The sequence below is a fragment of the Christiangramia fulva genome, assembly GCF_003024155.1.
Lineage (GTDB): Bacteria > Bacteroidota > Bacteroidia > Flavobacteriales > Flavobacteriaceae > Christiangramia > Christiangramia fulva.
In genome coordinates this window covers 2,053,333-2,076,485 of sequence record NZ_CP028136.1, presented here as the reverse complement: position 1 = coordinate 2,076,485, position 23,153 = coordinate 2,053,333, and the positions used below count along the sequence as shown (strand labels likewise).

The 23,153-nt window shown below is 40.5% G+C and carries 21 protein-coding genes; 14 read left to right on the top strand and 7 right to left on the bottom strand.

The annotated features are described in order from the left end of the window. The first annotated feature begins 284 nt into the window (after positions 1-284). The 13 genes from metK to C7S20_RS09430 all read left to right on the top strand — a co-directional run bounded on the left by metK (position 285) and on the right by C7S20_RS09430 (position 12,025). Positions 285-1,547, top strand: a complete 1,263-nt coding sequence (gene metK, locus C7S20_RS09490; protein ID WP_107012260.1) for a methionine adenosyltransferase — start codon at positions 285-287, stop codon at positions 1,545-1,547. Positions 1,548-1,662: 115 nt separating this feature from the next. Further along, a complete protein-coding gene (locus C7S20_RS09485) occupies positions 1,663-3,027 on the top strand; it encodes an acyl-CoA dehydrogenase family protein (RefSeq protein WP_107012259.1) in 1,365 nt (454 codons plus the stop codon). Between the two features lie 18 nt (positions 3,028-3,045). After that, entirely contained in the window at positions 3,046-3,975 is a 930-nt protein-coding gene (locus C7S20_RS09480; protein WP_107012258.1) for a 2-hydroxyacid dehydrogenase, read from the top strand. 17 nt (positions 3,976-3,992) lie between these two features. Then, on the top strand, positions 3,993-4,448 hold the full coding sequence (locus C7S20_RS09475) for a universal stress protein (protein ID WP_107012257.1): 456 nt from the start codon (positions 3,993-3,995) through the stop codon (positions 4,446-4,448). Positions 4,449-4,497: 49 nt separating this feature from the next. Then, positions 4,498-5,439 (top strand): pyridoxal-phosphate dependent enzyme, encoded by a 942-nt coding sequence (locus C7S20_RS09470; RefSeq protein ID WP_107012256.1) that lies wholly within the window; start codon positions 4,498-4,500, stop codon positions 5,437-5,439. A gap of 119 nt (positions 5,440-5,558) precedes the next feature. Then, positions 5,559-5,990: an RrF2 family transcriptional regulator gene (locus C7S20_RS09465; RefSeq protein ID WP_107012255.1), complete on the top strand. Its 432-nt coding sequence runs from the start codon at positions 5,559-5,561 to the stop codon at positions 5,988-5,990. A gap of 83 nt (positions 5,991-6,073) precedes the next feature. Beyond that, on the top strand, positions 6,074-6,808 hold the full coding sequence (locus C7S20_RS09460) for a DUF2490 domain-containing protein (protein ID WP_107012254.1): 735 nt from the start codon (positions 6,074-6,076) through the stop codon (positions 6,806-6,808). A gap of 5 nt (positions 6,809-6,813) precedes the next feature. Then, on the top strand, positions 6,814-7,833 hold the full coding sequence (locus C7S20_RS09455; protein ID WP_107012253.1) for an inorganic phosphate transporter: 1,020 nt from the start codon (positions 6,814-6,816) through the stop codon (positions 7,831-7,833). A gap of 176 nt (positions 7,834-8,009) precedes the next feature. Next, positions 8,010-9,767: an SLC13 family permease gene (locus C7S20_RS09450; protein ID WP_107012252.1), complete on the top strand. Its 1,758-nt coding sequence runs from the start codon at positions 8,010-8,012 to the stop codon at positions 9,765-9,767. A gap of 109 nt (positions 9,768-9,876) precedes the next feature. After that, the gene (locus tag C7S20_RS09445) at positions 9,877-10,230 is read left to right on the top strand and encodes a DUF202 domain-containing protein (protein WP_107014168.1); all 354 of its coding nucleotides are present in this window, start codon (positions 9,877-9,879) and stop codon (positions 10,228-10,230) included. Between the two features lie 2 nt (positions 10,231-10,232). Next, the gene (locus C7S20_RS09440; RefSeq protein ID WP_341476521.1) at positions 10,233-10,589 is read left to right on the top strand and encodes a DUF6122 family protein; all 357 of its coding nucleotides are present in this window, start codon (positions 10,233-10,235) and stop codon (positions 10,587-10,589) included. Positions 10,590-10,731: 142 nt separating this feature from the next. Continuing rightward, the gene (locus C7S20_RS09435) at positions 10,732-11,346 is read left to right on the top strand and encodes a deoxynucleoside kinase (RefSeq protein ID WP_107012251.1); all 615 of its coding nucleotides are present in this window, start codon (positions 10,732-10,734) and stop codon (positions 11,344-11,346) included. A gap of 13 nt (positions 11,347-11,359) precedes the next feature. Continuing rightward, complete coding sequence (locus C7S20_RS09430; RefSeq protein ID WP_107012250.1) at positions 11,360-12,025, top strand: sterol desaturase family protein; 666 nt, start codon at positions 11,360-11,362, stop codon at positions 12,023-12,025. Positions 12,026-12,073: 48 nt separating this feature from the next. On the opposite strand, the gene C7S20_RS09425 is transcribed toward C7S20_RS09430, so the two are convergent. The 4 genes from C7S20_RS09425 to C7S20_RS09410 form a co-directional block, all read right to left on the bottom strand. Next, positions 12,074-13,111 carry an App1 family protein gene (locus C7S20_RS09425; RefSeq protein ID WP_107012249.1) on the bottom strand — a complete coding sequence of 346 codons (1,038 nt, stop codon included), beginning with the start codon at positions 13,109-13,111 and terminating at the stop codon, positions 12,074-12,076. Positions 13,112-13,191: 80 nt separating this feature from the next. Further along, on the bottom strand, positions 13,192-15,660 hold the full coding sequence (ligD, locus tag C7S20_RS09420) for a DNA ligase D (RefSeq protein ID WP_107012248.1): 2,469 nt from the start codon (positions 15,658-15,660) through the stop codon (positions 13,192-13,194). Further along, positions 15,661-16,434, bottom strand: coding sequence for a non-homologous end joining protein Ku (gene ku / locus C7S20_RS09415; protein ID WP_107012247.1), 774 nt, complete (start codon positions 16,432-16,434; stop codon positions 15,661-15,663). Positions 16,435-16,437: 3 nt separating this feature from the next. After that, on the bottom strand, positions 16,438-16,686 hold the full coding sequence (locus C7S20_RS09410; RefSeq protein ID WP_107012246.1) for a DUF7218 family protein: 249 nt from the start codon (positions 16,684-16,686) through the stop codon (positions 16,438-16,440). Positions 16,687-17,010: 324 nt separating this feature from the next. Between C7S20_RS09410 and C7S20_RS09405 the strand changes: the two genes are divergently transcribed. Then, complete coding sequence (locus C7S20_RS09405) at positions 17,011-17,475, top strand: hypothetical protein (protein WP_107012245.1); 465 nt, start codon at positions 17,011-17,013, stop codon at positions 17,473-17,475. A 48-nt stretch (positions 17,476-17,523) separates the two neighbouring features. Here C7S20_RS09405 and C7S20_RS09400 read toward each other — a convergent pair whose 3' ends face one another. The 3 genes from C7S20_RS09400 to C7S20_RS09390 all read right to left on the bottom strand — a co-directional run bounded on the left by C7S20_RS09400 (position 17,524) and on the right by C7S20_RS09390 (position 23,150). After that, positions 17,524-19,935: a sodium-translocating pyrophosphatase gene (locus C7S20_RS09400; protein ID WP_107012244.1), complete on the bottom strand. Its 2,412-nt coding sequence runs from the start codon at positions 19,933-19,935 to the stop codon at positions 17,524-17,526. A 131-nt stretch (positions 19,936-20,066) separates the two neighbouring features. Next, complete coding sequence (locus C7S20_RS09395) at positions 20,067-20,588, bottom strand: inorganic diphosphatase (RefSeq protein ID WP_107012243.1); 522 nt, start codon at positions 20,586-20,588, stop codon at positions 20,067-20,069. 69 nt (positions 20,589-20,657) lie between these two features. Continuing rightward, positions 20,658-23,150: a DUF5686 and carboxypeptidase-like regulatory domain-containing protein gene (locus C7S20_RS09390; RefSeq protein ID WP_107012242.1), complete on the bottom strand. Its 2,493-nt coding sequence runs from the start codon at positions 23,148-23,150 to the stop codon at positions 20,658-20,660. Between the last annotated feature and the right edge of the window lie 3 nt (positions 23,151-23,153).

Here is a 23,153-nt window from a genome sequence, read left to right as displayed (position 1 = left end):
CAAAAAGCGAGTCGCGAGAGCCCGGCGCGAGCCATTTTTATGGCGAAGCGCAACGCCCCTACCATCAACAATATTTAAATTAGGATAAAATGACGTTAAATCGATTTGCGATCCTGCTAAATTTTATACATTTGTAACCGAATTATTGAAAGGGACAGATTTGACTGATTGCAACCCTAAATATGCCAGAGGTGTATTCTAAAATGCTAAAGCAGTAGTATTGAACTCCTATTAGCCTTTCACGTCAAATTTATCCATTCGTATAACTTAAAAAAAGTATTTGAATGGCTTACTTATTTACTTCAGAAAGCGTATCTGAAGGGCACCCGGATAAAATTGCAGACCAGATCAGCGATACCTTATTAGACAATTTCCTGGCATTCGATGAAGAATCGAAAGTTGCCTGTGAAACTCTTGTGACCACGGGTCAGGTTGTTCTTGCCGGAGAAGTGCGCAGCAATACCTATCTCGATGTTCAGAATATCGCGCGTGATGTGATCAATGATATTGGTTATACCAAGGGCGCTTATAAATTCAGCGGTGATTCCTGCGGTGTGATCTCGCTTATTCACGAACAATCCCAGGATATTTATCAGGGCGTTGACCGCGGAAATAAAGAGGAACAGGGAGCCGGGGACCAGGGGATGATGTTTGGCTACGCTACCAACGAAACCGAAAATTATATGCCGCTGGCGCTGGATATTTCGCATAAGATCCTGATCGAACTTGCCAAACTTCGAAGGGAAGGAAAAGAAATTGATTATCTGCGTCCCGATTCCAAGAGTCAGGTGACCATAGAATACAACGACGATAATGTACCTCAACGAATCGTGGCCATTGTAGTTTCTACTCAGCATGACGATTTTGACAAGGACGATGAGGCGATGCTGAAAAAGATCAAAAAGGATATGATCGAGATCCTGATTCCGAGAGTAAAGGAACAGCTTCCGGATTATGTTCAAAAATTGTTCAATGACGATATTATCTATCACATCAATCCAACCGGGAAGTTCGTCATTGGTGGCCCGCATGGGGATGCCGGACTCACCGGAAGGAAGATCATCGTAGATACCTACGGCGGGAAAGGAGCCCACGGTGGTGGTGCATTCTCAGGAAAAGATCCCTCGAAAGTGGACCGTTCTGCGGCATATGCTTCAAGACATATCGCCAAAAACCTGGTGGCTGCGGGAGTAGCCCCGGAGGTTTTAGTTCAGGTTTCGTATGCGATCGGTGTGGTGGAACCAACTTCTATTTCGGTATATACTTACGGTAAGCGAAACACCGATCTTACCGATGGTGAGATCGCTCAAAAAGTGAGGGAAATTTTTGACATGCGTCCCGCAGCTATTGAAAACCGTTTGCAACTTAGAAATCCGATTTACCGTGAAACCGCCGCTTACGGACATATGGGCAAAGAACCGCGAAAAGTCACCAAGGTTTTCGAGAGTCCGTATAATGGTAGAATCACCAAAGAAGTAGAATTGTTCACCTGGGAAAAGCTTGATTATGTAGAAAAGGTCAGGGAAGCCATTCCCATCAACGATTAATAAAATATTTATAAAGCCACGTGAAAGCGTGGCTTTTTTATTATTCTTCGGAAAACCTTAACAGGAAGGCGCTTAATAAATCCCTATTTTTAGGCCTCACCAAGCACATTTTCCTATGTCTTTATTCCAAAAAGTAAAAAATACGGTCAAATTATTAAAGTCGGTTGATATGGATCAGCTGGCAAAGATCAACCAGAAAATTGATCTGGCCGATGCAATGAAAACCCTGGGAAAGCTTGATGACCAGCAACTGGCAGGACTAATGCGCATGCTGAAGACCAAAAACAGAAAAGGTCAGCACGACCTCCCGCCCATCGACGGGGACTTTTATAAGCTTGACCTGAAACTCACCGAAGAACAGCGGGAACTTCAGCTGAAGGTGAGAAATTTCATGGAAGACGAGATTCGGCCTCTGGTGAACGAATATTGGAAAAAAGACCAGTTTCCTTTTGAGATCATCGAAAAATTCAGGAAATTAAATATCGTGGGAGTGCCTTATGAAGGTTACGGCTGCCCTAATTTGCCCTTTTTGATGGAAGGTATCATAGCGCAGGAAATAGCCAGGGTTGATGTTTCCACTTCTACTTTTTTCGGCGTTCACAGCGGGCTCGCGATGGGTTCGATTTATCTCTGCGGCAGCGAGGAACAAAAGCAGGAATGGTTGCCAAAAATGCAGAAAATGGAGAAAATAGGCGCTTTTGGCCTTACCGAACCTAATGTGGGTTCCGGCGCGGCAGGAGGCCTGGAAACCACTTGTAAGTTTGATGGCGAAAACTGGATAATAAACGGACAAAAGAAATGGATTGGTAACGCCACTTTTGCCGATGTCACCATTATCTGGGCGAGGGATTTAGATTCAAATCAGGTGAAAGGTTTCCTGGTGAAAAAAGACAATCCCGGTTTCACAACCGAGAAAATCAAGGATAAGATGGCGCTGAGAATCGTTCAGAATGCCATAATTACGCTCAAAGATTGTAAAGTTCCGGAAAGCGACCGGCTTCAGAAGGCCAATTCATTTAAAGATACCGCGAATGTGTTGCGAATGACTCGTGCCGCTGTGGCCTGGCAGGCCGTGGGTTGTGCCAGAGGAGCTTATGAGAGCGCTTTGAAATACACCAAAAAAAGAGAACAATTCGGGAGACCGATAGCATCTTATCAGCTGGTTCAGAATCACCTCGTGGAAATGCTTTCCAACCTGACTTCCATGCAAACCCTGTGCTTCCGCTTATCAGAATTACAGGATCAGGGAATGCTGAAAGATGAACATGCGAGCCTGGCAAAAGTTTACTGCAGTTTACGAATGAGAGATACCGTTAGTCAGGCACGGGAAGTCATGGGCGGTAACGGAATCCTGCTGGAATATGATGTGGCGAGATTCGTTGCCGATGCCGAGGCGATCTACAGCTACGAAGGAACGAAAGAAATAAATTCACTCATTGTAGGGCGTGCCATTACCGGTTACAGCGCCTTTGTGAGCTAAATCAAGAAAAAAAATAATATGTCATTGTTGATCATTTCACCGGGAAAAAATTCCGAAGACTGGAAAAAAGCTATTGAACATGAAGATGCCGATATTGAGGTATATAATTATCCTGAAGATCATGATAAAGAGAAAGTTGAATTCGCGCTCACCTGGAATCATCCACGCGGTATTTTCAAAAATTATCCTAATTTAAAGGTGATCGCGAGTATGGGTGCAGGCGTTGATCATATTCTCAGTGATCCCACGCTTCCTGAAAATGTACAGATAACGCGTGTAGTAGACGAAAGGCTTACCGAAGACCTGAGCGATTTTGTGCTGGCGCAGTTGATGAACCATTTGCGCTCCTTATCGTATTACAGCAAAATTCAGAAGGAAAAGAAATGGGATCGGTTTCAGTATAAAAGGCCCAAAGACACCAAGGTGGGCATTATGGGTCTTGGAGTACTCGGGAACGCCGTAGCCCATAAGCTCTATAAAAATAACTTCCAGGTTTATGGCTGGGCACGCACAGAGAAAGATTGCCCTGATTTTACGTGTTATCATGGCAGGGAGCAGCTGGAAGATTTTTTACAGCAAAGTGAAATTCTGGTTTGTCTTCTTCCGCTTACTGAAGACACTGAAAATATTCTTAATGCAGATCTCTTTGATATGCTTCCGGAAGGAGCATTTGTCGTGAATGTTGCAAGAGGCGCACATCTGGTGGAACACGATCTTCTGGAAATGATCGATAACGGTCATCTTTCCGGAGCTGCTCTCGATGTTTTTAGAAAAGAACCTTTACCTGAAGACCATCCCTTTTGGGAACATCCAAAAATCAATATTACACCCCATGTCGCCAGTTTAACCAGTCCTGTATCGGTTGTGCCGCAGATCATAGAAAATTACCAACGTATGCTAAAAGGAAAAGCGCTCAAAAATGAGGTACAGAAAGAGCATGGTTATTAATTTAAAAAAGGACAAAAATGGAAAACATTAAAAACATAATGGTCGCTGTAGATTTTAATGACAGTATTGGTGAACTGATGGTTTATGCCGATGGTTTAGCGCAGAAATTCGGGGCCAAGATCTGGGTTTTGCATGTTGCCGATCCCGAACCCGATTTTGTAGGCTACGAACCGGGGCCGCAGTACATAAGGGATATCAAAGCCGAGGAGTATAGAGAGGAACATCACAAGCTCCAGGATATTTGTAAAAACTTCATCAGCGAGGACATAAAATCGGAAGCCTTGTTGATCCAGGGATCTACTGTGGAAACGGTAATGGAAGAGGCTCAGAAGCTGCATGTGGATTTGCTGATTGTAGGAACTCACAAACACAGTTTTTTGCATAATTTACTACAGGAAAGCGTGTCTATGGAACTTTTAAAGAAAGCTGAAATTCCCATGCTTACCATCCCGATTATAGAAAAACGTAAATAATATGCATAAATGGGCGAGATTTTATAATTTCAGCCCAAATTAAGATTTCTTGGAAACAGCTCAAAATCTTCTGAAAAAGGCTCAGGAAGACATTCAGCCTTTTATACATCGTACTCCCGTCCTCACCTCTAGACTGATCGACGAAATTTCGGGAGCGGAACTTTATTTTAAATGTGAGAATTTTCAGCGGATGGGTGCTTTTAAAATGCGTGGAGCCGCGAATGCTATCTTAAATCTTCCTGAAGAAAAAAGAAAAAAGGGCGTTGTCACCCATTCCTCGGGAAATTTCGCGCAGGCGCTGTCGCTTGCCGCGAAAAATATAGGCATTCCTGCTTATATCGTCATGCCAGATACTGCTCCCGAAGTAAAAAAAGCTGCCGTTCGCACTTACGGCGGTAAAATTACCGAGTGCCCATCTACCTTAAAAGACAGGGAAGAAACTGCCAATAAAATCCAGGACGAAACAGGTGCGACTTTTATTCATCCTTCTAATGATCTTGACGTTATCTATGGCCAGGGAACTGCTGCGCTGGAATTGCTTCAGGATTTTCCAGATCTTGATTATGTGGTATGTCCGGTGGGCGGCGGCGGACTTATTGCCGGTACAGCGCTGGCCGTTAAATATTTTGGCAGGAACTGTAAATGTTATGGCGCCGAACCAATGGAAGCCGATGATGCCTGGCGCTCCCTTCAAACCGGAAAAATAGAAACCAATGAAACCGCGAATACCATGGCCGATGGTTTAAAAACCCATTTAGGCGATAAAAATTTTCCCATTATCCTGGAAAATGTAAGTGACATCATCAGAGTTTCAGAAGAAGAGATATTTCAGGCTTTAAAACTCATCTGGGAGCGAATGAAGATCGTGGTGGAACCTTCTAGCTCCACTGCACTCGCAGCGGTTTTGCGAGAAAAAGAGCTTTTCAGAAATAAAAAAACAGGAATAATTATTTCTGGCGGAAATGTGGATCTTAGCCGACTTCCTTTCTGAAAAATTTACTTTTACAGCTTCAATACTGAGTATCAGTTTTATCAGATTAAAACTTAATGTATAATTTTGTTAAATCTTTTTGAAAGAGAGGAATTCATAATCAAACTAAAGCAAGGCGAGTGTTATCAAAAAAGACAAAATATGCAATTAATGCATTGGTTTATATCGCAAAGAACAGGGACGAACAACCTATACCGGTCAGCAGGATTTCGGAAGATCAGCATATTCCGCTAAAATTTCTTGAATCGATATTAAGAGAGCTCAAAAATGCTCGGATACTTAACAGCAAAAAAGGAAAATACGGAGGTTACTCACTTAACGGCACTCCTGAAGAAATTCATATGGCAAAAGTTATGCGCCTGTTTGACGGAGCAATTGCCCTGCTTCCCTGTGTAACTTATAAATTTTATGAACGTTGCGAAGAATGCATAGACGAAGAAACCTGTGGCATTCGCCAAATTGCAATGGAAATACGTAATGAAACTGTAAACCGCTTAAAAGCCGCCACTCTTGCCGACATTATTAAAAGAGAGGAAAAACTAAAGAAATAATTTTTTTTCATTTTTTTAACTCCTACTATTTTGGTAGGTTTAATAGTTTTTGATATTTTTGGCGCTTAAATTTTCGAAATCTTATGTGGAAAATCAGGCCCATTGTCTTTACAACTTTTCTATTTGGACTGTTTTCAATAGCTCTAAATGCCCAAAAAAAGGTAGAAACTCAGCATCTGTTATGGACACGCTATTCCTTAAAAGTAAAACTCGATGATAACTATCAAATAAGGCAGGAAATAGAAGAAAGGACTTATTGGTTTCCCTGGCGGCAGCATCAGTTTCTATCAAGAACATTTGGTGAAAGGAAACTTGGAAAAGGGTGGAATGGAGGTCTTGGCTTTACTTATTTCCTGCAATCACTTCCCCACGACCCTGAAATTAAAGCTTTTCACAACAGGACCGAATTGCGGCCACAGCTTGAATTAGCGTATACCCAAAATGTATCAGAAAAAATATCCCTGCACCACCGCTACTGGAGTGATTTTCGGTTTTTCGAACAACCCAACGGCTCATTTAAGTACGGAAATAACCGTTCCCGGTACAAATTCGAAATAAGATACTACCCTTTTCAAAACCTTACTTTAAAAGCTTTCGACGAAATTCTTATCAATATTGGCGGGGAAATCGTCCAAAATGTATTTGATCAAAACAGATATGGAGCGAGTGTGCAGTATATGCCCATAAAAAATTTCGGCTTTGAATTAGGTTATATCAATTGGTTTCAGCAACAAAAATCAGGAGTTGATTTTTACAACCGCCATATTTTAAGATTTACCATCCATCATACTATCGACTTTAAGAAATCAAAAATCTAGGAATTATGTCAGAACTATTTAACGCCTTAACCATCCCTTTCTTATTAGCAATGTTTCTGGCAATAAATATGGGAGGTAGTGGAACAGCTCCATCATTTTCGGCGGCTTATGGAGCCAATGTTTTAAAAAGATCACTTATCCCCGGGCTTTTCGGGATCATGGTTCTTGCAGGTGCTTTGATCGCAGGTAAAGAAGTTTCCCTGACCCTCGGAAAAGGGCTTTTAGACCATTCCTTTTTTACGCCCTTGATTACTTCTATTATTCTGGGGTCAATTGGTTTATCGCTTCTTATCGCGAATTTGATTGGAGTTCCACAATCAACCAGTCAGGCAACCGTGCTTTCAATTGCAGGAGCGGCAACCGCACTGGATGGTTTGAATACGCACAAATTATTCTATGAAATTATTCCTACCTGGATACTTCTGCCTTTTGTCGCCTTTTTTATAATGTTAGGACTTTCAAAATGGGTTTTCCCTTTTTTAAAAGACAAAATTTTTACTGATGACTATTCACATCTAAAGAACCACAAAGGTTTAAAAGCTGTTTTAATTTTGTCTTCGCTGTATGTTGCTTTTTCAATTGGCGCAAATAATGTTGCCAATGCAGCCGCGCCAATTGCCTCTTTGACCGCCAATGAAATCGGAAAGGAGGCCATTCAGAATTTTCTGCCAATTATCATTTTATCAGTGTTGATAGTAGCTCCCTGTTTCGCCATTGGGAGCTCATTGCTTGGGCACAAAGTGACAAAAAATACCGGAAAGGATATCGTGAAAGTATCTCCATTCTACGCCACGATAATTGCAATGATCACTGCCAGTTTACTCTTATTGGCATCCATTACCAAAGGCATTCCTACCTCTCTGGTACAATTGAACGGGGCTTCTTTCATCGCTTTGAGCATTAGCAAAAACGGATTTAAAAATACTTTTTCAAATAAGACGGTGAAACGCTTCTTCACGGTTTGGGGAATAGCTCCCGTTTTTGCTTTTTTTCTAACTTTTATTTTGGTAACATTATTGAACTAAAGACTGCTCAACACCAGTAATAATTGCTGTTATCAGGATTAATTCCACAAGACTTTATCCTAATTCCAGCATTTTGATTCTATTCAGATTTTACCTGGAGCAAATAAGGGATCTATATAGTTTTTTTTAACCGAATAGCTTTTTAACTATATTTAATAGCTCTAATCGTATCCATTATGGAAATAGCTCTGGTGATTTCTTTACTGATATTGGCAATTATTCTATTCGCCTCTGAAAAATATTCGGTAGATGTCGTCACTATTGGCTTACTCGTAATACTTGCATTATTCGGGATCATCACTCCCAAAGAAGCTTTCGAGGGTTTCAGCAATGATTTCATCATCATCCTCGCGTCCATATTCGTTATTTCCGGAGCTCTTTCAGAAACAGGTTTGTTAAACAAACTTGGGGATAAAATGATTAAAAGCGTACCCAGCAGAACAATTTTTATTGGTTATACCATGATCATTACGGGAGCTCTTTCGGCTTTTATGAACAATACCACAGTAACAGCGCTGGTAACGGGACCTGTGGTAGGGATTAGTAAAAAACTGGGATTAAGTCCCTCTAAAGTACTTATTCCTGTTGCTTACGCATCAATTTTAGGAGGAACCTGCACGCTTATTGGCACCTCTACAAACGTAGCCGTAAGTGGTTACATGGAAACCGTCGGCCTTGAACCAGTCTCATTTTTTGAAATTTTTGGTATTGGCTTCATTTTATTTATCACCGGCTTTATATTCCTGTTAGTCTTTGGAAACAAATTATTACCAAATCATAAAGGAGTGAACCTGGATGAAGAATATAATTTCAAGCAATATCTTTCGGAAATTATAATTCCAGGCGATTCAGATTTGGTGGGGCAGCAGGCATTTAATTCCAATCTTGCAAAGATGGAAATTAATATCTTTAAAATCATCAGGGGTAATATGGAGATTATACCGGACCATTCTACCCTTCTTGAAAAAAATGATATCCTGCTTGTAGAATGCAAAATTAATGATCTTATCAAGGTCAAAGAATCTGCAGGCATAGAGGTGCTGGCAGATTTGATCTCACACAGTGAACTCCAAAGTGACCAGATCATGTTTCTGGAACTTTTAATCACCCCGGGGTCAAGACTTCTTGATAAGACCTTGCAGGAAGTAAAATTTCGTCAAAATTACAACCTTATTGTTCTTGGAATTCACCGTCTACGCGGAAAAATCTCGGAAAAGATTCAGGATATTCATTTCAAAATTGGTGATGTTCTGCTTGTTCAGGGAACAGAAGAAGCAGTTGAAGCCGTTAGGAACTCCCAGGACTTTTCCATTCTGGGCGATCATCGGGTAACCATGTTCAGAGAAAGAAAAGGACTTTTCGCCGCCCTAAGTTTCCTGCTAGCCGTCATATTAGGATCCCTTCAAATTATACCCCTTTCCATCGCATTTCTTTCCGCAGCTTTACTTACTGTGATAAGCGGTGCTATTAGTGCTAAGCGGGCGTATGAATTGATGAACTGGAAACTTCTTATTCTTATAGGAGGAATGAGCGCTTTTGGTACGGCTATGCATAATTCAGGAGCTTCCAAATTTCTGGCTGAAAACATCATGAACCTTCTGGGCGGATTTGGTGATATATATATACTTGCGGGTTTTGTGATTTTGGTGATCCTGCTAACCCAACCAATGTCCAATGCTGCAGCCGCCCTGGTCATCTTACCTATTGCTATAGAAACTGCCGAATTGCTAAATGTGGATCCACGAAGTTTTGCCATCGCTATAATGCTGGGTGCTTCTGTATCACTTATTACGCCTTTCGAGCCCTCATGCATCCTGGTCTACGCCCCTGGAAGGTACAGGTTCATAGATTTTTTTAAAGCCGGATTACCATTAACCATCATATTATTAATTATAATTCTAACACTTGTGCCAATCATTTGGCCTTTACATTAAAACAGATGGATGATTCAAGCTTTTATTCTTTAAAATTTTGTATCCCGCTCAATTTTTTGATCTGGATCGCGGCATCCTTTTTAATTCCAATCTTTTTTCCTTTTTAGTTATGAAAAAGAGACACGTAAAACTTCATAATCCGTTTAAAACCCGCATCATAGATGAAAAACAGTTAAGGGAGCACCTGGCGCTACAACGCACGAAACTCGCCAATGAACGCACCCTGCTTTCTTACATCAAAGCTTCCCTTTATTTGTTAATTGGCGGCATTGCCCTTTTGCAAATAAAAGAATACCAGGGAATAGACGTTACCTGGATTGGCTATATCGCATTTTTTTTCTGTGTATTGTTTATGGTTGTTGGTATTTCGAGGTATATTGCACTGGAAAGAAGGCTTGAAAAATTATTAAAGCCAAATAATAGTTTTTATCCGGAAAATTCAGATAACCAGCAAAAAGACTGATTTTGATCTTACAGGAATTTGTTCATTACTTCCTTCATCTTATTGCGCCTGCGGGTATCGCTTATCTTTACGACAAAAAGCACTGGCAGAAATACTGGCTGATCCTAATCGCGACCATGCTGGTAGATCTGGATCATCTTTGGGCAACACCCATTCTGGATCCAAATCGCTGCAGTATTGGCTTTCATCCGCTGCATTCTGAAATTGCCATTACCATTTATATCGCCGGGATGATCTTTGTAAAACATCGTATTATCCGCCTTATTTTTATAGGTTTATTTTTCCATATGTTTACTGATTTTGTGGATTGTATCTGGATTTTCGCGAAATGCGCGCCCTGCCTCCAGGATATTTTCTGATAGAAACTAAGGAAGATTTTTAAAGATTTTAACGTATTCCGAAGCTATCTTTCCCCTGAGGTTTAGCTGAAATCTCTTATATTTACTCCTTTAAATTTTCGACCAGAATCAACCGAATCCTTCCGGAAATAAAATATAGATTATGCATGTAGCCATCGCAGGAAACATTGGTGCAGGAAAAACAACTTTAACAAAATTATTAGCGAAACATTATAAATGGGAGCCGCAATTTGAAGATGTACTGGAGAATCCTTACCTGGAGGATTTCTACAATAAAATGGAGCGATGGTCATTTAATTTGCAGATCTATTTCCTCAACAGCAGGTTTCGGCAGATCCTTCAAATAAGGCAAAGTGGTAAAAAGATCATACAGGACCGTACTATTTATGAAGACGCCTATATTTTCGCTCCCAACCTGCATGCCATGGGCCTGATGACCAATCGGGATTTTGAAAATTATAAAGCGTTGTTTGACCTTATGGAAAGCGTTGTGCAGGGACCGGATTTGCTAATTTACCTAAGAAGCAGTATTCCAAACCTGGTAGCTCAAATTCACAGTCGTGGCCGCGATTATGAAAATTCAATTTCAATAGATTACCTCAGCAGGCTCAACGAACGCTATGAAGCCTGGGTTCATGATTATGACAAGGGCAATTTGCTGATAATTGACGTAGATAATATTAACTTTGTAAATAATCCTGAAGATCTGGGAGATATTATCAACCGGATTGACGGAGAACTACACGGACTTTTTTAAAAAAGATTGCATTATGGAATCAACAAAATTTAAAAGACCAAAACATAAAGGATCACCAAAGCTTTTTGATAATCCTATACTTGAAAAATTAACACATACTCATATTTCACTCCCGCTGATCATTTTCGGGGTGATCGCTGCCGCTTTGATCTATTATGGCATTTTTGAAAAAGGATTCGAGGTGCCTATGATGGTATTGCTGTTTTTCGCCGGCCTCTTCTTTTTCACTTTTGTGGAATATATCATGCACCGGTATTTGTATCACATCCCTGCAACTACGCCAAGGAGACAGAAAATCTCTTATACTATGCACGGCGTGCATCACGATTATCCCAAAGATAAATCCAGACTTGCCATGCCACCCGTACTGAGCCTGGTAATCGCAACCGTTCTGTTTATAATATACCGCGCCGTTCTGGGGGATTACGTTTTCGGATTTCTCGCCGGATTTTTGATAGGTTACGCGGCTTACCTTGCTGTACATTATTCGGTTCACGCTTTTAAGGTGCCTAACAATTTCCTAAAAACTCTATGGCATCATCACAGCATCCATCATTATCGCGAGCCAGACCGTGCTTTTGGAGTATCCTCGCCGCTTTGGGATCATATTTTCAGAACCATGCCGAGAAAATCACCTCGTCAGCAAAGAGCCGCTGTGGGTACGAGTATTGACGATTAATTTGGAGTTCGTAGTTCGTAGTTCGTAATTCGTAGTTCAAAGATATTTTTATTTTATCCAGCCGTTTTTTCGTGCGTGCTTTTCAGCATCGACGGAATTTTCTACCATCAGCACAGGCACGGTATCGAAATTATCGATGATACTTTGCACCCTTTTCATTCGCTTTTCATGCCGAACGCTTCTTAGGTATATTGCCAGGATACGATCGGAATATTGCGCTGCAATATCAGTATAAATAGTAGCGTCATGTTCTCCGCTATCCCCGATAAGGATAAATTTTAAATCGGGATAAGTTTTCAGAATGTTTGTGATCTCTTTCTGTTTATGCGGTTTTTCGGGTTTTATCGCCGCTTCGAAAGGTGTGCGCAGGTCTCTTAAAAGAATAGGGCCTTTTGGAAACTTATTGTAATCAAGAAAAAGTTTCAGGTATTCGTATAAATTCCACGGACTGTTACTTAGATAAAAAACAGGGTTTTTGTTCTTACCCGATTTTCCTGAATGCAGTTTTTGATAAAGATCGGCCGCATTCTTCAACGGAATTCGCTTATAAGCATTCGTTAAAAGAGAATTTTTCAACAAACGCCATTTCAGAAAGGAAGTAACGCCGGTATGCATGATCGTGTCATCTATATCGCTAATAATACCAAATTCGGCTTCGGGAGACGGGATCAGAAATTCACCTTTAAAAGGATCTTCGAGCAAGCTGGTTTGCGATTCAAGTTTATTCCGGTAGAAAATATCGAATTTTATCCATCCTTCTTCCGAGGCTACTTCCGAAAGATTTTCCTCAAGAGTTTTATCTATAAGAAAATAACCTTCATCATCGGTTTTAGTCTGTATATTCAGCTTATCCGAAATTCGGAGTTCTAATGCAGCCTGCGGAATCTCAAAACTGTCAAATTGTTTCCATGTATTTTTAAGGGTGCTGAAAACAGACTGATCCTGGACAATTTTGAGGGGTTGGTTATCGAGTACCCTTCCTTTTAGATACAGATGCGAAAAGGTGCCATAGCTGCGGTAGGGAATGATATATACCTGTTCAAGATTTCGATAGCGGCCAAGAAGTTTTTTGAAGCGTTTGATCATTAAGAAGAGCTTTTTAACAATTTAGCAGTTCTTGCGGAAGGGGATTCCAAAAAATCTGATTTTTACCAAATTTTTAATAATTACAACTCGTTGATCCTGGCCAGGGCTGCTTCCATATCTATCTGTTTTTCCAGTACGCCTTTAAACAGATCTCCTTTTTCTTTTAACCTTTCCGGCATGTTCTTTAAATTAAAATCCAGAATCTGCAGGCCCGATTTAAGTTCATCCCATTCTATAGGCGCGGAAACAGGCGCGCCGGGTTTAGGCCTCACGCAATAAGGAGCAGCAAGGGTTTGGCCACGACGGTTCTGCAAATAATCCAGGTAAATTTTTCCTTTGCGATTCTTTACCGCCCGCTCCATACTGGTTAAATCGCCGGTCCTTTCTTTAATAAAGTAACAGATCAATTTAGTGAAATCCCTGGCTTCATCATAGGTATATGCCGCTCCTAAAGGCATATAAATATGGATCCCGCTGGAACCGGTAGTTTTGCAATAAGCCTCTATTTGTGCGGCGTCAAGGATCTCTTTTGCTACCTGCGCCACCTCTATGACCTCTTCAAAAGTATTTTTATCACTGGGATCAAGATCGATCACTGCATAATCTGGTTTATCCAGCTCCTCCAGGCGTGAATTCCACGGATTTATTTCAATACAACCCAAATTCGCCATATAAAGCAGGGTCGCCTCATTTTGACAAAGCAGATATTCAATTTCCTTTTTCGAAGATTTAGAATGGATTTTTACAGTTTCTACCCATTCCGGCAGAATGCCTTCGTTATCTTTTTGAAAAAAACCCTGGCTGTTTATTCCGTCGGGATGCCGGTGAAGATTTTCGGGACGGTCTTTTAAATACGGAAGAATATATTCCGAAATGTTCAGGTAATAATCTATAAGATCATATTTGGAATAACCCGAATCAGGCCAGTAGATCTTTTCAAGGTTTGTAATAGGAACATCGATATTGTTGATTTTAAGGTGTCCGGGTTTAGCTTCAGAAGTATCTGAATTGGCATCCTTACTGGCAGAAGCAGAAATTTCTTCGGGTTTATCAATAACTTTTTCTCCTGTGATCTCCGGCAGGGTTTTATCGGCTCGTAAGCCTTTGAATACAGGGTGCCGAAGATGGCCTCCCTTAGTCCACTCGGTATACTTTACCTCGCAGACCAGTTCCGGTTTCACCCAGACAGGACTTCTTCCTTTGAGATTTATAGATTTCTCAAAAGGACTTTCCGAAATTTCAAGTGGCTTGAATTTTTTTAATAGCTCCTTATGTTTGGCTCCCGAAAAACCAGAACCACAATTTCCAATATATTCTAATTGACCTTCCCTAAATAATCCTAAAATCAGCGAGCGAAATCCGGCATTATCAGATTCGGTATAACCACAAATTATAGCTTCGGTACTTTTTACTTCTTTTATTTTTAACCATTTTTCACTTCGATATCCAGGAGTATAGACAGAATCGGCTTTTTTGGCGATCACTCCTTCCATACCGGCGTCGATCGCGCGTTGGAAAAAAGTTTTTCCCATTCCTTCCAGATGCTCACAATAAAAAGTATGGTAGGTATCTTCAATGACTTCCTCGATAAGCGATTTTCTTTGCAACAGCGGAAGGTCCATCATACTAAGACCGTTCAAAAAAAGCATATCGAATACATAATACCGAAGTTCGCCCAAGGTCTGTTCATCGTAATTCTGAAGTTTTTGGAAATCGGGAATTCCTTTTTTATCTACTACCACTACCTCACCATCAAGAATGGTATTGTGGGGAATTTGTTCCAGATCCCTCACCAGTCTTGAGAATTTAGAATTAAAGGAAATCCCGTTTCGGGAATAGAGGTCAACTTTACCGTCTTTCATATTCGCGATCATGCGGTAACCATCCCACTTCAATTCATAGATCCAGGCAGGGTCGTTGAAAATCTCCTTAGTGGCGGTAGCCAGCATAGGTTCAATGGTTTCGGAAGGTTGTATGCTTTTTACTTTAGGCTCGGTGGGCTTTTTAATTTCCTGACCGGGAGGAAAATCTTCAGCATTGTAATCTAGATCTGTCGCATATTCATCTTTCTTCTTTATAAGCAACCACTGATTGTCTTTTTCCCCTCCTCTTTTGGTTTTCACTAAAGCGAAAGTTCCTTTAATTTTTTTTCCGAAGAATTCAATTTTGAGATCTCCTTTGATGAACTGCTGCAGAAGCTGTTTTTTACTTATTCCGCCTGCACCCTGATAATAACCTTCATCCCAGATATCCATTTCTCCCGCGCCGTAATTTCCTTTGGGGATGGTGCCTTTAAAAAATAAATACTGGATTGGGTGATCTTCCGTTTGGATAGCCAGGCGTTTATGATCTGGATTCATGGAAGGTCCTTTAGGAACAGCCCAGCTTTTGAGCGTGCCCTGCATTTCCAGGCGTAAATCGTAATGAAGACGTGTGGCCTGATGCCGCTGAATGACAAATCTTAAGCGCCCTTCCTGGTTTACTACAGCACCTTCAGGTTCGGGAGTACGCTGAAAATCGCGCTTTTTTAAATATTCATCTAAGCTCATTTAAGAAGCTTTGCCTTTCTTCTTTTCCAAACTGGCCCGTAGCTGAGCCATCAGATCTTTCGCCGGAGTAGGTTTACTTTCAAATTCCTCTACTTTGGTCGGTTTTCCAGAAGCTTTGGAATTGATTATTTTCATCAACTGCTTATTATAGACATTCTTGTATTTCTCAAAATTGAAATCCTCGGTATATTGTTCAATAAGAGAAACCGCCATATCTACTTCCTTTTTTTTGATCTTGATATCGGAAAGATTTAATTCTCCGGGGTCACGAATCTCATCCTGAAACCTGATCACATGGAGCACCAGGGCATTTTCATACACCCCTACCAGGCTCAGATGCTCCTTTTGTCTCATAACAAAGGTTGCCACGCCTAATTTCCCGGTTTTCTTCAGCGCATCCCTTAATAGATTATAAGATTTTCCGCCTTCTTTCTGAGGTTCCAGAAAATAAGGTTTCTTAAAGAGCACATCGGCTACTTCACTCTCGTCAATGAATTCTTCAATATCTATCGTACGACTTTTTTTCATGTTTGCCTTCTCAAAATCTTCCTTCTCGAGCACAATATAGGCATCGTCTTTTTTAAATCCCTTAACGATATCTTTCCATTCTACCTCCTTCCCGGTATTTTCATTGACCCTTTTATAGCGTATTCGTCCCTGGTCATGCCGATCAAGCATATCAAAATTGATCTTTTGGTCTTCTGAACCGGAATAAAGCTTGACGGGAATAGATACGAGTCCGAAGCTGATGGAACCATTCCAGATCGATCTCATCTCTTAATGGTTTCGAAGCGCATTGATAAGTTCTTTTTTACTCATATTACTGCGACCCTCAATGCCTACCTCTTTTGCTTTTTCATAAAGCTCCTGTTTTGTACGTTCCTCATATTTTTCAGATTTACCTCCTTTTTTGCCGGAGTTTTTAGTATTGGCAATACGAGCTGCCTTCTCTTTGCTCATTCCCTTATCTCGAAGTTTTTCGTATTGCTCTTCATTTTTAATTTGTGGAGTTTCTTTGTTTGGCATAACACAGATTTTTTATTTATTCTCTCTTAAAACTACGATTTCCAAAAGATTAGCAGAAGCTTAAAACACTGATTAACGCCAGTTTAACGAAGAAATTTAACATCCTTAAACATTTATTAAGAAAATGTGAAAAATTTTTATGCAAAGAAGTATTGTAAATCAGGCTGTTTCATAATAAGTTGTTATAATCAATGGCTATAATTATATAAGAGCGGGTTAAATAAGTTAAAATTATCGAGGAATGAGAAGGTAAATAATAATTTTATAGGAAAGAAGATTATGTGCTTTATGTGAGCTTTAATACGGAAGTATAGGGGGAGAGTTATGAGATTATCTGAAAAAAAGAAGACGCTGGAATTGCTGGAAAAACTACGTGTTTTAAATTATAAAAGCGCTTTTATTTATGAAATTACTTATCAGAAGGAAAAAAGGTTAATGCTCAGAAAGCTTTACCAGCAACTCCACCAGCAAAAAAAAGAATTTCTTTTGGAAATAGAAGAAAAGATCGAACAGCTAAAGAAAGAGATCTCCCCCATCCCAGACCCGGAAAAACTCGCTTTTTACAAAAGAAAAAAGCTGATCATTTCCCAGCTTTATCTTAAGTATAAAATGAAATGCAATTTAACCTATGCCCATAAGCGAGAGTTAAAAAGTTATAAAAAATATTGTAAATACCTTTCGCAGACTAACCATGGCGGCGTGAGGGCTATTATTCTTGATCACAAACACCGCATAAGATCATTGCTTAATGAGATGAATTCTACAGGAATCATCAATTATCAATCATAAAAAAACCCGGCTTGCAGGCCGGGTTTGATTTTATTAAATTTCTCAAAATTATTTGAGAGAGCTTATGGATTTCTTTACCTCTTCCTCAGTTCCGTTAAAAGTATAATTACGGGTAGTCTTTTCTCCGTTTTCAGTTCTTACAACTTTTACTTCGGCAACGGTTTCTCCATTTTTCTCATACATATCCACATTCATCTCCTGAATGTACATACCGTTTCCCTGTTGAATTACCGCAGCGGTTTCTTCTTCATGAGGAATATCAGTTTCGGTATGATTTCCAAGGATCGGAGCCAGTACAAGGCCTATCAAACAGGTAAGTTTAATAAGAATGTTCATAGACGGCCCTGAGGTATCTTTAAACGGGTCTCCCACGGTATCACCTGTTACAGCGGCTTTATGAGCATCAGAACCTTTATAGGTCATTTCACCGTTGATCATTACCCCGGCTTCAAAAGATTTCTTCGCATTATCCCAGGCACCTCCAGCATTATTCTGAAAAATAGCCCAAAGTACACCACTAACCGTTACACCGGCCATATAACCTCCTAACATTTCGGCGATTAAGATATTTTCATAACCAAAAAGCCTTGGAATAAAAGCGATAGCAATGGGAAAACCTATGGTAATCACCCCCGGAAGTAACATTTCTTTCAAAGCTGCCTGTGTAGAGATCTCAACACATTTATCATATTGAGGTTTAGCGGTTCCTTCCATTATTCCTGGAATTTCTTTAAACTGCCTTCGCACTTCACGAACCATTTGCATGGCGGCTTTCCCTACTGAACTCATTGCCAGGGCCGAAAATACTACCGGAACCATTCCTCCAACAAATAGCATGGAAAGCACTGGAGCCTTAAAAATATTGATACCGTCGATCCCCGTAAAAGTTACGTAAGCCGCAAAAAGCCCCAGTGAAGTAAGAGCTGCGGAAGCGATCGCAAAACCTTTTCCGGTTGCAGCGGTAGTATTTCCTACAGAATCCAGAATATCGGTTCTCTCTCTAACTTCAGAAGGAAGTTCGCTCATTTCAGCAATACCTCCGGCATTATCGGAAATCGGCCCGAAGGCATCAATAGCTAACTGCATTGCTGTAGTAGCCATCATCGCGGAAGCGGCAAGTGCCACTCCGTAGAAACCTGCAAAAGCATAAGAAGCCCAAATAGCAACGGCAAAAAGTAAAATTGAAAAGAAGGTAGAGATCATTCCTGTAGAAAGTCCCGCGATAATGTTTGTCGCAGCTCCTGTTCCGGAATTCTGCACGATGTTCAATACCGGTTTTTTTCCAAGGCCGGTATAATATTCCGTCACGGCTGAAATAACTCCGCCAACAATAATTCCTACTAAAGTAGAATAGAATACACGAATAGAGCTAATATCTTTAAATTCAAAGCCCTGTTCACCTCCGCTAAAAAATCCCATGGTCATTGGGTGAGAAGGCAACATCCAGGTCACCAGAAAATAACTCACAACCGCCACTAGAAAAATAGAAAACCAGTTTCCTATATTTAAAGCTTTCTGAACTTCGGCTTCTTTGGCATCATTTGATTTTATATGAACGAAAAAAGTTCCTATGATAGAAATAATGATCCCTGCTCCAGCAATTGCCATCGGTAAAAGAATGGGGCCAATTCCGCCAAATCCTTCATTGGTGATATTACCACCCATATCTTTTATTATATAGTTCCCAAGAACCATAGCGGCAAGAACGGTAGCGACATAACTACCAAAAAGATCGGCTCCCATTCCGGCAACATCCCCCACATTATCACCTACGTTATCGGCAATTGTGGCTGGGTTTCTTGGATCATCTTCAGGAATTCCGGCTTCTACTTTTCCAACAAGGTCGGCACCTACATCGGCGGCCTTGGTATAGATTCCGCCACCCACACGGGCGAAAAGCGCAATTGATTCAGCCCCAAGAGAAAAACCTGCGAGAGTTTCAAGAACGACGGTCATTTCTTCGGTGCTGGTCCAAACGCCGCCCATAAAGAAATTAAAAAAGATAATGAAGAAACCGGTAAGTCCAAGAACAGCAAGACCGGCCACTCCGAGCCCCATAACTGTTCCTCCACCAAAAGAAACCTTCAGGGCTTTGGGCAAACTAGTTCTTGCGGCCTGAGTAGTTCGAACGTTAGACTGGGTAGCGATACGCATCCCCATATTTCCTGCCAGAGCAGAAAAAATAGCTCCAAAAATAAAGGCTACAATAATTAGCCAGTGAGTGGTAGGTACAAAATAAGCAATGGCCAAAAGAGCGATACTCGCACCAATGACAAAAAAGGTCAATAATTTATATTCTGCTTTTAAAAAAGCTAAAGCGCCCTCATAAATATGAGATGAAATTTCTTTCATTTTTCCGTCCCCGGAATCCTGTTTCATCACCCAGGATCTTTTGGCCCACATGTAAATGAGCCCGATTATTGCCAGAACAGCGGGCATATAAATCATTATTGCTTCCATAGTAGCGTTCTAAATTGTTAATTAAATATTAAATGCCCGCAAATGTAGTAAAAACAGTAATAATTAAAAAAGCAATAACTTTTTAAGGCTATTGCTTTTATACTATTAAAAATTATACAGAAAAATTACAATTATATACCAAATCGCGATTTATCTCCTTCGTAATTATTATACCGATCAACGCAATCCTGGATAATCTTGCGTGCCTCTGAAGCATCTCCAAAATCGCCAGTATCTACCTTCTTCTTTTCCAGATCTTTATATACTTTGAAGAAATGTTCAATTTCTTTTAGCATATGTCCGTTCAATTCCCTAAGGTCATTTAACCGGTTCCAAACAGGATCGGAAACAGGAACACAAATTATCTTCTCGTCGGGACCTTTCTCATCGGCCATATGAAAAACACCAATTGGCTTCACCTGCATCACAATTCCCGGAAACGTAGGCTCGGTAACCAAAACCAGCACATCCAGCGGATCCTGATCAAGCGCAAGTGTATTGGGTATAAAGCCATAATCGGCAGGATACATCATCGAAGAGAAGATCATCCTGTCATATCGAACTTTTTTCAGCTTAAAATCGTATTCGTATTTGTTTCGGCTCCCTTTAGGGATCTCGATCAATACATCGAAGGTCTCATAATTCTCAGACATTTTTTCTGTTGTTTTCTGCAATTAATTAGGGCTGCAAAGATAGGCAATTTATAGCCTTGCGAATCTTAACTAAAAGTGAAATCCGAAGTCAATGATCAGCGCAAAGGAGCGCGCATCCGGAATTTCAAAATAATTACCTCGGAAATACGCGTACACCCGCATCACTTTCAGAATATTTCCCACCCCAAGTCCATACTGATAATAAGGATCGCCATCGGGAGCGCGTAATGGAAGACCGGAAGCATCAATAGCGATATTATTATCGGAAATCTGCCCCCAGACCGCATCTACGGTCACAAGTTCACGAAGATCCAGTTTGCGCAGAAAAGGGATTCTCGAAAAAAACCTTCCGTTGAAACTATGCCAGAAATGGGCAGCAGCATAAGTATCGGTCACAAATTCGTAATAATCTAAAGTGGCGAAAGAATTATACATATCAAAATACGTCTGGTTTCCCGGCACCACGTTTAAAAGTGCCAGAGGCACCGTTCCGAAGGTTTTACCCGCTTCAATGCTAAGGTGAGACCGACCCAGGCCACCTATTAAAAGGGGCTGATCGTAAAAAAACTGAAGTTTTTTATAATCGAAATCACTATTTAATAAACTTTTTAAGCCCAGGGAATAATCCAGAAATACGGTAGGGTACTCTCCTTCATTGATCAGTTGTGGTTCCACTCCATAACCTGAAATCTTTTTTCCAGGCGTAAAACCTATCACCGTGGAAAGCTCGGCCTGGTTTATTTTAGAATCAACAGTGGTATGAGAATCATCGGTATAATAATCAAGGCTGAAACCCTCCGACGCAGGTTCTATTTCGCGGTAATTAATCCCGGCGCGAAACATTAGGTTCTTAACCGGTTCCAGGGAAACCGCGAAGGTGCTCAGGTCAATAGAGCTCAATTTATTGTTATTCCCTACCGTGATAAGGGAAGAAGAAGCCAGGCTCCTGCCCAGAACATCGGTAGAATTGGTAAGACTTGTTCCCAATTGTTCCACATCTCTCCTCTTTCCGCCGGAGATCATTAACCGGGATTTGGGATCCAGAAGCACTTTTCCGGCTATCCCATATTTGAATCTCTGATCTTTAAATCCATAGGCGCCATAGCCTTCAATTCTCCAAAAATCATTTTGGGTGAAATAAGTTCGACCACCAAAGCGTAATCGCATACCTTCCACATCGTTGTATCCAAAGGTGGAATATACGGGGCCATAATCCCATCCGTCAAAATCTATATATCCCGTTTGAGCAACAATGGCGATATCGTATAAACGGCGGAAAGCCCTGGTTTTGGTAAGGGTATCCAGCATGGTATAAATACCTTCCTCATCTTTATTGAGGTTTTCCATACGGTTCTCCTGCCAGAATTCATTGCTTCGGTTATAAACCTGTGGCTGCGGATTGTAGATCTCCTGCTGGTAAAAGGCCGCGCCTTTTTCCTTATTGAACTCGTAATCATCAAAAATTTTGGTCCGTTTTGCATAAACCCCTTTAGAAGTTTTCTTCTTATTGAGTCCGAAATCGGCCATGAAAAAGTCCTTTTTGATCAGGAAGAGCGAATCATTCATCACCTCATATTCCTGTTCGATATAAACCTGTTTTACCCAGTTAATATTGGCCTCCCGGGAAGTTTCCAGGTTGATCTTCTTAATCGCCCAGGTAGTATCATTTACCCAAAAATCACCGCGAAAAGTAAGTTCATTTTTACGGCGCGGATAATAAACTATATTGTAACACCATTTATTATCGATATAAGCACTGTCTGACAGCACGTAGTTATACGATTCAATTCCCACCGTAGACACAGGATTGACAAAAGCCTTATCGAAAAATTTGATATAACTTTTATAGATATCGTAATCCTGGTACATATCCCTTACGAAATCAATAAGATTCCGGTTTTCATTAAAACCTGAGTTTTTATTTCCCAGCAATACCTCTTTTTTTCGATCTAATGAATTATCGCCATAAACTCGTGAAACCGATTCATTGATAAACATGGGAAGGTATGTTTTACCAGTCACCCTGTTTGTATCGGCATAATCGAAAATGAATTCCATTCCATTAAAAAGCCTGTTTTTTATCACAGAACTGTCAATGGTATTTAGATCAAATTCCAGTTTTTCATATTTTTTATAGGAATACTGGTCGAAAGCATTAACACCATTCTTTCGGCGGTTAGCCCAGACTTTTTTAAGAATATCAATGGCCGGATTGTTCTTTTTTGAGGTCTTCCCCCTGTAAATAACCACTTCATCAAGGCTGGAAGTCTCTTCTTCAAGAATAATTTTCATCCCGAGATTTACTGAAGACTTTAAAGGTATTTTGGTGGTTTTATATCCGAGAAAGGAAATTTCGAGCGTATCATAGTTTTTCTCACTTTGCAGGTAAAATTCCCCAATCTCATCTGTGGTGGTGCCTTCAGTAGAATGTTTAAAAACAACATTGGCAAAAGGCACCGGTTCTCCGGCAATGTCTTTTACCACTCCGCCCACTTTCGTTTGAGAAAAAACGAGAATAGAAAAGAAGAAAAAAATAGAAAATAAAAGGGATTTCTTTTTCATTTT